Below are 13,821 nucleotides of genomic sequence, written 5' to 3'. Positions count from 1 at the left end.
TTTATTTTTTAACTAACCGATTTGGGATTGACTATCTGTTTATGTATAAGTAACCTGCTTTTTCAAATGTTGTAGCAGCACTATCTTTGTATCTTAAGATATAATAGTAGGTTCCTTCTGGTAATTCTTCAGATTGTCTCACTGTTACTCTACCTTCTGAAAGTCCTCTAAAAGCATTCTCCTCGTTGTTATATCCTCTTTTTTCATACACTAATACTCCCCAACGGTTGTAAATTTCAACTGAATTATCAGCGTAACATTCTAAACCTCTGATTCGGAAAATTTTATTATCACCGCTTCCATTTGGAGCAATAGCGTTAAAGATTTCAATTACACAACCTGATATACCTAAAACTGTAGGGCTGTCATTTGTTGCACTAGTCTCATCTGATAAATCTCTAACTACTATTCCTGACGGACTAGTTCCTTGAGCAGTTGCTTGGTTTGAAACACTTCCTAAGTTGATATCTGCTTGATTTATTGGATATACTGCACTGTAAGCTGTACTGTTTGTAACTCCAACTCCTAAAGTAGCAATTGGACTTCCTGTTAAAACCAACCCAACTAAATTATCAGTTATTGTCACATTAGAAAGAGTTACATTACCCGTATTAGTTATTGTAAAACTATAAGTAATTGTTTCACCCGCTTGCGCAAATCCATCGCCATTTATGTCGTTGAAGACTGCTGTTTTGACGACCGAGATCGATGGTGATTCCATTAACGGAATTGTTACAGTTGCTGGCGTAAGATCTACTAATCCTCCATTATCTCTCGCAGCGATCCTAAAGCTTGCAGAAGACCCAATAAAGGATACGTTTGGCGTAAACCTTAATAACCTCGATTCAGCAATTGTCATAACTTGATCTACTACTACTGGCACTCCATTAAGTGTTAACACTCCTGACAATACATCAGGTAATGATCTAATAATATAGTTTACCACTGCTCCATCCACATCTGCACCTGCTAATCCTGGTAGTGCTTGCGCAATACCGTTTTTGGCTAGTGCTGGAATTATAGTTATATCATTAGTCGTAGGCGGTATATTTGTTACTACAAAACTTACAATTGATGGCGCGCTAATTGCATTGTCATTGTCTGTTGCTGTGTATGCAAATGTTACTGTTCCTGTAAAGCCTGCTGTAGGTCTAAATTTTAGTCCTGCTGCATCTGCTACTGTCAATACCATATTAACTGTTACCGGTGTTATTCCGTCACTTAAGAACAAAATTCCTTGTGCTGGAGTTGGTAAAGTTGTAACAATATAACGGTCAGGTCTCACTGTGCCATCTAAGTCCGTTCCAGTTAATGCCAATATTGTTTTTGCACTTCCGTCATTTTCTATTGGTGTTGATAGCACTAATGTAGCTACTGGAACATCATTTACTGCCGTTACTGTGATTACTTGATTGGCAGTGGCCGTTACTAATCCATCTGTGATTATATAAGGGAATGTTGCTGTTCCATTAAAGTTCAAATTAGGAGTGAAAGTAATTACTCCTGTTGTTGAAACGGTTACTATTCCATTTGGCACTGTAATAGTTTGCGCTATTCCAGGTATTAGAGCAGTTCCATTGATCGATACAATCGTTGGTGTTGTTCCGTCTGGATCGCTGTCATTTACTAATGGCGTTAAAACAATTGGCGTATCTTCTGGCGAAGTCACTAAGTCATCAATCGCTACTGGCGGATCGTTTACTGGCGTTACTGTGATTACTTGATTCGCAGTTGCCGTTACTGTTCCATCAGTAATTTCATAAGGGAAGGTTGCTGTTCCATTAAAGTTCAAATTTGGAGTGAAAGTAATAACTCCTGTTGTTGAAATGGTTACTATTCCATTTGGCACTGTAATAGTTTGCGCTATTCCAGGTGTTAGATCAGTTCCATTTATCGATACAATTGTTGGTGTTGTTCCGTCTGGATCGCTGTCATTTACTAATGGCGTTAAAACAACCGGCGTATCTTCTGGCGAAGTCACTAAGTCATCAATCGCCACTGGCGCATCATTTACTGGCGTTACTGTGATTACTTGATTAGCAGTCGCTGTTACCGTTCCATCTGTGATTACATAAGGGAACGTTGCTGTTCCATTAAAGTTCAAATTAGGGGTGAAAGTAATAACTCCTGTTGTTGAAATAGTTACTATTCCATTTGGCACTGTAATAGTTTGCGCTATTCCAGGTGTTAGAGGAGTTCCATTGATCGATACAATCGTTGGTGTAGTTCCGTCTGGATCGCTATCATTTACTAATGGCGTTAGAACAACCGGCGTATCTTCTGGTGAAGTTACTAAGTCATCAATCGCTACTGGTGCATCGTTTACTGGCGTTACTGTGATTACTTGATTCGCAGTTGCCGTTACTGTTCCGTCTGTGATCTCGTAAGGGAACGTTGCTGTTCCATTAAAGTTCAAATTAGGGGTGAAAGTAATAACTCCTGTTGTTGAAATGGTTACTATTCCATTTGGCACTGTAATAGTTTGCGCTATTCCAGGTGTTAGAGCAGTTCCATTGATCGATACAATTGTTGGTGTAGTTCCGTCTGGATCGCTATCATTTACTAATGGCGTTAAAACAACTGGCGTATCTTCTGGTGAAGTTAGTAAGTCATCAATCGCTACTGGTGGATCGTTTACTGGGGTTACTGTAATTATTTGATTAGCCGTTGTATTTAGTGTGCCGTCTGTGATCTCATAAGGGAACGTTGCTGTTCCATTAAAGTTCAAATTAGGTGTGAAAGTAATTACTCCTGCAGCGGTGATGGTTACTGTTCCATTAGGAACTGTAATACTTTGTGGTATTCCAGGTGTTAGAGCAGTTCCGTTGATTGATACAATCGTTGGTGTGGTTCCGTCAGGATCACTATCATTTACTAATGGCGTTAAAACAACTGGCGTATCTTCTGGTGAAGTTAGTAAGTCATCAATCGCTACTGGTGGATCGTTTACTGGAGTTACTGTAATTATTTGATTAGCCGTTGTATTTAGTGTGCCGTCTGTGATCTCATAAGGGAACGTTGCTGTTCCATTAAAGTTCAAATTAGGGGTGAAAGTAATAACTCCTGTTGTTGAAATGGTTACTATTCCATTTGGCACTGTAATAGTTTGCGCTATTCCAGGTGTTAGAGCAGTTCCATTGATCGATACAATTGTTGGTGTAGTTCCGTCTGGATCGCTATCATTTACTAATGGCGTTAGAACAACCGGCGTATCTTCTGGTGAAGTTACTAAGTCATCAATCGCTACTGGCGCATCATTTACTGGCGTTATTGTGATTACTTGATTGGCAGTTGCCGTTAGTGTTCCGTCTGTGATCTCGTAAGGGAACGTTGCTGTTCCATTAAAGTTCAAATTAGGGGTGAAAGTAATAACTCCTATTGCTGAAATGGTTACTGTTCCATTTGGCACTGTAATAGTTTGCGCTATTCCAGGTGTTAGAGCAGTTCCATTGATCGATACAATCGTTGGTGTTGTTCCGTCAGGATCGCTGTCATTTACTAAAGGCGTTAAAACAACCGGCGTATCTTCTGGGGAAGTCACTAAGTCATCAATCGCCACTGGCGCATCATTTACTGGCGTTATTGTAATGGAGATTGTTGCAATATTCGATACTAATCCACTATTATCGTTTACGGTGTAAGTGATTGGTGTCGTTGCGCCGTTAAAGTTCAGTACCGGCGTGAAGGTTACTACGCCTAGGTTGTTTACTGTGTACGTTCCTTGTCCTGTTACGGTGAATGTGGTTTGGATACCCGCTGTGGCTGGATCCAAGTCTACTGTGGCTACATCAATTGTACCGTCTGCATCGGTGTCGTTAGCCGTTACTGTGATGTTTACTGGAGTGTCTTCGTTTGTTGTAGCCGTGTTGTTTACTGCTACTGGTGCATCGTTTACTGCTGTTACCGTAATGGAGATTGTTGCAATATTCGATACTAATCCACTATTATCGTTTACGGTGTAATTGATTGGTGTCGCTGTACCGTTGAAATTCAATACCGGTGTGAAGGTTACTACGCCTAGGTTGTTTACCGTGTACGTTCCTTCGCCTGTTACGGTGAATGTGGTTTGGATACCCGCTGTGGCTGGATCCAAGTCTACTGTGGCGACATTAATTGTACCGTCTGCATCGGTGTCGTTAGCCGTTACTGTGATGGTTACTGGAGTGTCTTCGTTTGTTGTAGCCGTGTTGTTTACTGCTACTGGTGCATCGTTTACTGCTGTTACCGTAATGGAGATTGTTGCAATATTCGATACTAATCCTAGGTTGTCGTTTACAGTGTAGTTGATTGGTGTAGTGGCTCCGTTGAAGTTCAATACCGGTGTAAAGGTTACTACTCCTAAATTGTTTACCGTATACGTTCCTTGACCTGCTACCGTGAAGGTCGTTTGGATACCGGCTGTGGCTGGATCCAAATCTACTGTGGCTACATCAATGGTACCGTCTGCATCTGTGTCGTTCGCTGTTACGGTGGTCGTTACTGGCGTGTCTTCGTTGGTAGTGGCCGAATCGTTTACTGCTATTGGCGCATCGTTTACTGCCGTTACTGTGATTACTTGATTAGCAGTTGCAGTTAGTGTTCCGTCAGTAATTACATAAGGGAAGGTTACTGAACCGTTGTAATTCAACGCTGGTGTAAATGTGATTACTCCTGCAGCTGTAATGTTAACTGTTCCATTAGTTACCGCAATTGTTTGTGCTGTTCCTGGTGTTAACGTTGTTCCATTGATCGATTGGATCGTTGGTGTTGTTCCGTCAGGATCAGTATCAGCAGTTAATGGTAATAATGCTATTGCTGTATCTTCGTTGGTCGTATAATTATCAGTTACTGCTATTGGCGCATCGTTTACTGCCGTTACTGTGATTACTTGATTAGCAGTTGCAGTTAGTGTACCATCTGTGATTACATAAGGGAAGGTTACTGAACCGTTGTAATTCAACGCTGGTGTAAATGTGATTACTCCTGCAGCTGTAATGTTAACTGTTCCATTAGTTACCGCAATTGTTTGTGCTGTTCCTGGTGTTAACGTTGTTCCATTGATCGATTGGATCGTTGGTGTTGTTCCGTCAGGATCAGTATCAGCAGTTAATGGTAATAATGCTATTGCTGTATCTTCGTTGGTCGTATAATTATCAGTTACTGCTATTGGTGCATCATTTACTGCCGTTACCGTTATTACTTGATTAGCAGTAGCAGTTAGTGTTCCATCTGTGATTACGTAAGGGAATGTTACTGAACCATTATAATTCAACGCTGGTGTAAATGTGATTACTCCTGCAGTTGTAATGCTAACTATTCCATTAGTTACCGCAATTGTTTGTGCTGTTCCTGGTGTTAACGGTGTTCCATTGATCGATTGGATCGTTGGTGTTGTTCCGTCTGGATCACTATCGCCTGTTAGCGGTAGTAATGCTACTGCTGTATCTTCGTTCGTCGTGTACGTATCTGTTACCGCTATTGGTGCATCATTTACTGCCGTTACCGTAATTACTTGATTAGCAGTTGCAGTTAGTGTACCATCTGTGATTACATAAGGGAAGGTTACTGAACCGTTGTAATTCAACGCTGGTGTAAATGTGATTACTCCTGCAGCTGTAATGTTAACTGTTCCATTAGTTACAGCAATTGTTTGTGCTGTTCCAGGTGTTAACGTTGTTCCATTGATCGACCGTATAGTTGGTGTGGTTCCGTCAGGATCAGTATCAGCAGTTAATGGTAATAATGCTATTGCTGTATCTTCATTGGTCGTGTAATTATCAGTTACTGCTATTGGTGCATCATTTACTGCCGTTACAGTAATTACTTGATTAGCAGTTGCTGTTAGTGTACCATCTGTGATTACATAAGGGAAGGTTACTGAACCGTTGTAATTCAACGCTGGTGTAAATGTGATTACTCCTGCGGCTGTAATGTTAACTGTTCCATTAGTTACAGCAATTGTTTGTGCTGTTCCTGGTGTTAAAACTGTTCCATTGATCGATTGGATCATTGGTGTTGTTCCGTCTGGATCAGTATCAGCAGTTAATGGTAATAATGCTATTGCTGTATCTTCGTTGGTCGTGTAAGTGTCAGTTACTGCTATTGGGATACCATTATTAGTCAGCGTTACTGTTGCATTGTTAGACTGATTCCCTTGCGCATCTTCTATATTATACTGAATTGCTGTCGGGTTTCCTGTGTAACCTGTCACTGGTGTAAATGTGATTGCTCCTGTCGTTGGGTTTACACTCCATGTTCCTTGTCCTGTAATGGTTATGTTTGTTACATCGCCATTAACATCTGTTACAACGCCTGTCGCTCCTGTTGGAACTACTAAACTTACTGTTGTTGGTACAACGGTATCGCCTGTGGTATCGTTTGCTACTACTGCAATGGTTACTGGCGTGTTTAAAATGTAAGTGCCTGCATCTGGACTAGCTATTGGAAGGGAATCTACTACTACTGTTGCTATTGCTGTATCACAATTTGTTGGTATAGCTCCTACTTCACACAAGTTATAAGTAATTGTGTAGGTTCCAGAAGGGGTATTTGCTGCTAAAGTTAAAACACCATTGTCATCAATACTTAGTGGTCCATTTGTAACCGGGGTAACATCGGTATTAGAAGCGGTCACTGGATTTCCTGATAAAATATCGTTTGTAGTGACATTTCCAACAGTTACAATAGATGGTTGTGGAATAAAAGGTGTAGCACTATAATTATCATCGTTTGCTGAAATACAAAAATCATCAAAAGAAAAACAAGCGTTATCAAAATTGCTAAAATCACCCATTGATACTTGAAAACGGTAATTACCTGGTGCTAAAATTGCCGTACCTGCTGCATAATACCAAACATTCATTGTTGAAGGCATATTCAATTGATTAGAACTAGCAACTAATGTTAAATTATTAAGGGCGTCAACGCTATATATATCAATTCTTCCTGTAGAGGCAGTACCATTTCTCACTGAAAAATGTCCTGAAAAATAAGCTCTCGTGTTGCAAGCAAAAGTAAAGTTTTGCCAAAAATCTGCTGAACCATTTGCTATATCTAAATACTGTGAACCATTTTGGGAAGTTAGTGGTCCTCCGCCAGAAAAAATACCATCAGTCCGAACAACATTAGCCAAAGTTCCTAATCCAGTCCAACCTGATATTGGCCATGGCTGAATATTATTACCCACGGGAAAAGTAGGATTTTCAAAATCAGGATTAATTAATATATTTCCTGAACTTCCACTACATGACGGTAAAGGAGTAGGCGTGCTTGTAGACGTATTATTTGCTGACGTTGGATCTGTAGCAGTACCGCTAATAGTAGCTGTATTGACATAATTTCCGGTAGCTAAAACAGTTGCTGTGATAGTCATTGTTTGTGGTACACCAACAGCAAGAGTACCTATTGACCAGTTTGGTGCTGACCAAGAACCCGTTGATAATGTAGGCGAACCAACTATAGTATAACCAGTTGGCAAAGCATCTGTTACCACAACACCATACCCTTCTTGTGGACCATTATTAGTTGCTGTTATTGTAAAAGTTACATTGTCACCCACTATTGGGGCTGCGTTATTTACTGTTTTTGTAATACTTAAATCTGTAGCACATAAAACAGAAGTTAATGTCGTTTGTGCCGTTACAGCTGGCCCTCCACAAGGGTTAGGAACAGCATATCCAACCACAATAGTTCCTACACCAGTAATAGTCAAAATGTTTCCTGACAAGGTTGCAGGACCACTAACTAAGGAAATCGTACCTCCTGGTGGTGACACCAATAACGAAGCAGTTAAACCAACACAATAATCCGAACCCGAAGTAGGTGTTATTGAAACTGTAATTTGTGGATTACCAGCACCGCAAATTGTGATTGGTGCTGTTGCAAATGTAAACGTACTTACTGTTGAAGTTGTAGCTGTACCATCTCCCATACTTCCACGTATACGATGACCAACATAACCAAAATTTGTTTCACATTGCTTGATTATCATAGTGGTATGACCACCCGTTTCAACGGCTAATATAGCATCAGCTACTGTAACTCCAGATGGAATAAATGGATTTAGAGGGTCTACAGCTGTACTTAACATTGAGTTATTATTCTCCCCAAAGGCGAACAACGTTTTATTACTGTTAATTAAATTAAAGCCGTTAAAACTAGCATCGTGCTCTTGTGGGCTGATCCAAACCACATTATTCATAAAAGGTCCAGCCGCCGATGTATACCGTGGTTGTACCCAACTCAATCTTTCTGTAGTTGTCCAATCGCCAAGTTGGCGCACATTATTTCTTCCCAGCGCATATAAATTACCATCAGTCGCAAGCACATAAAACGATCTATTGTTGGTGTTATTGTTTCCTGAGCCAATCATTTTTGGCGTTATTCCTGCAGGCAATGTCATCTGAGTCGCTCTAGTTTGAGTCGCAATAATAGCTGTATTATTTCCTAAATATACATTATTACCCCAAACAAAAACACTTCCGTCAGCACGTAAAGCCATTAAAGCTCCGGCGCTACCTCTTGTGGCAACAACATTAGTTAAAACAGGATTTCCTGGCGCATCGGTGGTCACTTGGCTCCATTGTGTTGATGATCCCCCTGCCCCATTTCCGCGTACGTTTAAGTTTAATGAAATTACCCAAACATCGCCGCTACAAGTGGTAAGCGCAATTGTCTCATTGGTTACAAACATCATTTTTACGTCGGCAGGCGATACGCCCGTTGGTAAACCATCTGCCTTTGTATTTATAATTAATTTTTGAAAAACAGTACTTGTTGTAATTGCATTATCTAGCACAGTTCCTTCATTACCCCAAGCATACAATCCATTGGTAGCCAAAAGAACACCTTGAGCTGTATTGACAGATCTACTTGCTACAGCCATTTTTAAAGGCGTTGCCGTCCCTAATGCGGGATAGTTGGCTGCGTTCATCTGCCTTGGCGATAAAACATCAGAAGTGCCATCATTTGCCATGTCTTCGCCCCATAATTGCAACGTACCGTCTCCTGTTCTAGCCACTGTACTGTGGAAAGAAGACCCAAAGTTGTCGTATTCTATTGTAGCAGCATTCGTATTTGAATTGGCACCGTAATTAGACAAATCTGTATTGGAGCAACCTATGGTTGGCACAGCACATTGTGCATTTGTTTTTGTCGAAAAAAGTGAAATTAAAAGTACAGCACAAAATAGCGCCGTCTTAAAATTCAACCTATTGATTATATAAGTATAGTTCTTTGTCATATTGAATTAATTTACTATTTCAGGTTTATAATAAGTTTGCGTATTGTTATTGTAATCAACAAAATCAAACATTAGATAAGCTTCTTTGGTTGCAACCCCTGATAGTTGGTATTTTAAAAGTTGTATGCCGTTCTTTAGCACTACTTCAGCATTTACAGGCTTGGCAGTAATTTCAGAGCCAACGCCAGTCACCATTGCATTTGGAATTGTAAATTTTGCTGTTTGTACATCTTTCAAATCTACATTTACAGGTACTGTAACAAAAATTTGATCACAGATACTGCCTCTTTTGATTTTTTCAGAAAATGAGATTTTAGAAAAATCAAAAGTCATTTTAATTGGAGAAACTTTTATCAGCATGTTTTTTGGAAAAGCCGCGTGATTACATTCTCCTTCTGTGTGCGTAGATGCGTCACTAAACACTACCGTATATACGCCTGCTTTTTTAAAAACATAACCATTAATTTCATCAGCGTTTAAATAAGATGGTGAAATAGCGGCATCTTGTGACGAGATTGTCCAAGTAACTCCGCTTTCAATTGTACCAAAATCTATTTTGTCTCCATGAGAGATTATTTTATAATAGGTATTAGTTTGAGTGGTTTGAGCTAATATTTGCGTCGGAAGCAAAATGTAAAAAGTGAGAAAAAATAATGAGCATGTGTAAACATTGCTACAGCTTAAGAGTAGATTTTTAATTTTCATTTTTATGCTTGATTTGGGTTTGGCAATCTATTTTTTATTTTTGGTTTAAAGTACCTCTACTTTTAACATCTTACATTAATTATACTTTTACAAAATCCCTTTTAGATTCGTATTTTATTATGTGAATATCTAATTTATTCGTACACATCTTTGCTTGTCAACACGGTTACAATTAACTTTAAAATTAATCGTTACATAATTTTAAGTTAATTTATCAAAATTTTGTGCGAATATATATAATCTGAATAGTTATTTTTAACACAATTCAAAAAAAAAACAAGAATATCGATGAAATTCAATTATTTCTGATAAAAAGCACATTTTTGCAATTTAAAGCCGTTTTTTATAAGATTTAGACTATTTATTCAATAAGTTATGATAAAGAAATATTTTGTAATTTAATGAATATCAACATATTATGTAAATTTTTTTAGTGGAAAACGCGAGCAATATTTACTTTATTACATTTTATTTGACAAAAAAAATAGTACCAAACTCCAAATTACGTTTTCCGTAAGACTCTATTAATTATCGTTTGTTGGTTGTAAAATTTTACTATTCTCAAATCTTCAAAGACAAAAAATTTAATTCTTTCCTTATTGTTTTTGTGGTGAAATAGTTTAAGTATTTGAAGAAGCGTCTCGACATTATTGAGCAACATTATTGGGATGCTTTCAGCATGACAAAGTTGATGTGCATTTTGGAATGGAGCAACAATATTGGGATAATTACAACATGATAAAACAGATGTGCATTTTGGAAAGAAGCAACTTTATTGGGATGCTTACAGCCTGCCAAACACGAAGAAAATAAAAAGAAACACGCTCAATGCTATTTGTCACGCTGGAAGCGTCTCGACAATATCGAGCAACATTATTGAGATGCTTTCAGCATGACTAACTAGATGTGCATTTAAGCACTGAGCAACATTATTGGGATGCTTGCAGCATGACAAACTAGGAGAAAAAAACAAAAAACGCACGCACTACGCAGTTTGTCACGCTGGAAGCGTCTCGACAATATCGAGCAACATTATTGAGATGCTTTCAGCATGACTAAATAGATGTGCATTTAAACACAAAGCAACATTATTGGGATGCTTTCAGCATGACAAATTAGGAGAAAAAAACAAAAGACGCACGCACTACGCAGTTTGTCACGCTGGAAGCGTCTCGACAATATCGAGCAACTTTATTGGGATGCTTTCAGCATGACTAACTAGATGTGCATTTAAGCACTGAGCAACACTATTGGAATGCTTTCAGCATGACAAACTAGGAGAAAAAATAACAAGACGCACACTTTACGCAGTTTGTCACGCTGGAAGCGTCTCGACAATATCGAGCAACATTATTGAGATGCTTTCAGCATGACTAACTAGATGCGCATTTAAGCACAAAGCAACACTATTGGAATGCTTGCAGCATGACAAATTAGGAGAAAAAAACAAAAGACGCACGCACTACGCAGTTTGTCACGCTGGAAGCGTCTGAACATTATCGAACAACTTTATTGGGATGCTTTCAGCATGACAAACTAGGAGAAAAAATAAAAGGAAGCACGCTCTACCCAGTTTGTCACGCTGTAAGCGTATGAACATTATCGAACAACACTATTGGGATGCTTTGAGCATGACAAATTAGATGTGCTTTTTGGAAAGGAGCAACCTTATTGGGATGCCTGCAGCATGACAAGCTAGGAGAAAAAACAAAAGACGCACGCTCTACGCAGTTTGTCACGCTGGAAGCGTCTCAACATTATCGAGCAACATTATTGGGATGCTTGCAGCATGACAAATTAGGAGAAAAAATAACAAGACGCACACTCTACGCAGTTTGTCACGCTGGAAGCGCCTCAACATTATCGAGCAACATAATTGGGGTGCTTTCAGCACGCTCCGCGCAATTTGTCACGCTGGAAGCGTCTCAACATTATCGAGCAACATTATTGGGATGCTTGCAGCACGCTCTACTTAACTTGTCACGGTGGAAGCGTCTCTACAATATCGAGCAACTTTATTGGGATGCTTTCAGCATGACAAACTAGGAGAAAAAATAAAAGGAAGCACGCTCTACTTAGTTTGTCACACTGGAAAAGTCACAACAATATCGAGCAACTTTAGTAGGATGATTACAGCATGACAAATTAGGAGAAAAAATAAAAGGAAGCACGCTCTACTTAGTTTGTCACACTGGAAAAGTCACAACAATATCGAGCAACTTTAGTGGGATGATTACAGCATGACAAACTGGAAGAAAAAACAAAAGGAAGCACGCTCTACTTAGTTTGTCACGCTGGAAGGCTCTCGGCAATATCGAGCAACTTTATTGGGATGCTTGCAGCACGACAAATTAAGAGAAAAAGTAAAAGGAAACACGCTCTACTTAGTTTGTCACACTGGAAGCGTCACAACATTATCGAGCAACATTATTGGGATGCTTGCAGCCTGACAAACTAGATGGCATTTAGGAAGGGAGCAACATTATTGGGATGCTTCCAGCATGACAAATTAGATCTGCATTTTGGAATGGAGCAACATTGTTGGCACGCTTGCAGCATGATAAACTGGATGCCGTTAGATAGAAGCATATACGCTCTACGCAGTTTGATACGCTGGAAGCGTCTCAGAATTATCGAGCAAGTTTATTGCACTCTAATCACAACCATCAATTCCGCAACTAGCACCACCTGTATTATTCAATAAGGTTGGCTTTGAAACAAAATTACCTTCGTGCCATACTTTCTCTAAAGTGCTTATAAAAGTATCAACATGCTGTGCACCAGAAACCGAATATTTATTATCAAATACATAAAAAGGAACGCCTTGGACACCTATGGCTTGCGCTTCTAAAATATCTGCAGCAACCTCTTTTGCATACGTATCAGAATGTAAAACTTCATCAATTTCTTGACTTTCTAATCCCACTTTAAGACCTAAATCTTTTAGCGTAGCCAAGTTATTTATATTCAAACCATCTGTCAAGTATGCCTTAAACAATAATTCTTCTAAGTCATTTGCGAGACTATACTTTTTAGCAAGATGTAACAATCGATGCGCATTCAATGAATTAGCCATGACTGCTTTTTCAAAATTAAAATCCAATCCTGAATTTTTTGCATTTTGAGTCATATCATCTAACATTCCGTGCGCCCAAACAGTATCTTTCCTATATTTATTTGCCAAATGATCTACCATATTATCATCATCGGAAGCCACAAAACCAGCATCCAATTGAAAACTTTTCCATTCAATCTCAACTGAATTTTTATGTTCAAACTTCTCTAAAGATTCTTCGATTCTTCGTTTTCCAATGTAGCAAAACGGACACATAATGTCTGACCAAATTTGTATTTTCAATTTATTTTTCATTGTGTTTTTCTTTAAAATATCTTTTTCCATAACTCTAAATCCTCTATGAATTATCAAGATTATGGTCTAAATAAAAATGATCTTTTCATCGCGATAAGTAACTAAATTAATTTGACAAATATACCACTTTCATGCTGGAATAAGATCGATATAAAAATGTATCAAACCAAATATTAATATTGCGGCTGACACCAAAGTAATGTTTTTTGCTACTAAGGCTCTTAGTCACTAAGCTAACCTTTATTAGAAGCTTCAAATAGTTGAGATTAGTCCTTAGTGATTAGTGATTAGTCCTTCTGATTAGTCCCTAGAATTTAGTCCTAGTAATGGCTTAAATTTACACTTTTTTTAACCTACCTATCGGCCACAAAGTAGCGAGCTAAAACATTTGCAATACTCTCTACAAATATTATTTACAACTAATCAAAACTTTGAGCCTTTGTGCCTTCGTGGCAAGAATCAACCACCGCGCCCATCAATTATCAACAATAAAAAAACCATCAAAAATATCTTGATGGTTTTTCCA

General features: G+C 38.7%; 3 protein-coding genes. All 3 read right to left on the bottom strand.

The genetic code is table 11. The features are described from left to right. Positions 1-31: 31 nt before the first annotated feature. The 3 genes from BUB42_RS10055 to BUB42_RS10045 all read right to left on the bottom strand — a co-directional run bounded on the left by BUB42_RS10055 (position 32) and on the right by BUB42_RS10045 (position 13,295). The gene (locus BUB42_RS10055) at positions 32-9,220 is read right to left on the bottom strand and encodes an Ig-like domain-containing protein (protein ID WP_073019769.1); all 9,189 of its coding nucleotides are present in this window, start codon (positions 9,218-9,220) and stop codon (positions 32-34) included. Positions 9,221-9,226: 6 nt separating this feature from the next. Next, positions 9,227-9,925, bottom strand: coding sequence for a hypothetical protein (locus tag BUB42_RS10050; protein WP_139257342.1), 699 nt, complete (start codon positions 9,923-9,925; stop codon positions 9,227-9,229). 2,653 nt (positions 9,926-12,578) lie between these two features. Further along, the gene (locus tag BUB42_RS10045) at positions 12,579-13,295 is read right to left on the bottom strand and encodes a DsbA family oxidoreductase (protein ID WP_073019877.1); all 717 of its coding nucleotides are present in this window, start codon (positions 13,293-13,295) and stop codon (positions 12,579-12,581) included. Positions 13,296-13,821 lie beyond the last annotated feature (526 nt).

The sequence above is a fragment of the Flavobacterium micromati genome (genome assembly GCF_900129585.1).
Taxonomy (GTDB): domain Bacteria; phylum Bacteroidota; class Bacteroidia; order Flavobacteriales; family Flavobacteriaceae; genus Flavobacterium; species Flavobacterium micromati.
The sequence above is the reverse complement of the archived record's forward strand: the minus strand, read 5'-3'. Positions and strand labels throughout refer to the sequence as shown.

Coding starts and splice junctions, on each gene's coding strand:
- BUB42_RS10045 (WP_073019877.1), bottom strand. CDS start 13,295: ATGAAAAATAAATTGAAAATACAAATTTGGTCAGACATTATGTGTCCG.
- BUB42_RS10050 (WP_139257342.1), bottom strand. CDS start 9,925: ATGAAAATTAAAAATCTACTCTTAAGCTGTAGCAATGTTTACACATGC.
- BUB42_RS10055 (WP_073019769.1), bottom strand. CDS start 9,220: ATGACAAAGAACTATACTTATATAATCAATAGGTTGAATTTTAAGACG.